Genomic DNA, 436 nt, shown 5'->3' on the forward strand with positions numbered 1-436 from the left:
TCCCCTCCTCCTTCCCTCCTTTCCTCCTCTCCTTCTCCCCCCTTTTTTCCCTTTTTTCTCCTTCTCTTCTTTTCTTTTCTCTTTTTCCTTTCCCCCTCTCTTCCTCCCCCTCTCCCTCCCTCCCCCCTTCCTCCTCTCCCCCCCCTCTTTTTCCTTTTCCTTCCCTTTTTCTTTCCTTCCCTCCCCCCCTTTTTCCTTTCCCCTCTTCTCCTTTCTCCTCTTCTTTCCCTTTTCCTTCTCTTCTTCCCTTTTCTCCTTTTTTTCCCTTTCCTTTTTCTTTTTTCTCTTTTCTTCCTTTTCTCTCCCCTTCTCCTTTTTTTTCTTTTTTTCCTTTTTCCCCTTCCCCTTCTTTTTCCTCCTCCTTCCTTTTTTCTCCTCCTCTCCCCTCTTTCTCTTTCTTCCCTTCTCTTTTTCCCTCCTTTTCCTCCCTCTTCTT

At 46.3% G+C, this 436-nt stretch carries 1 protein-coding gene; it reads right to left on the bottom strand.

The window, feature by feature from the left end:
* Positions 1 to 436, bottom strand: a 436-nt coding sequence (locus KH400_RS29715; RefSeq protein WP_217228037.1) for a hypothetical protein, incomplete at both ends; no start/stop codon positions are given.

It is taken from the genome of Desertibacillus haloalkaliphilus (assembly GCF_019039105.1).
In the GTDB taxonomy this organism is placed as follows: Bacteria; Bacillota; Bacilli; order Bacillales; family KJ1-10-99; genus Desertibacillus; species Desertibacillus haloalkaliphilus.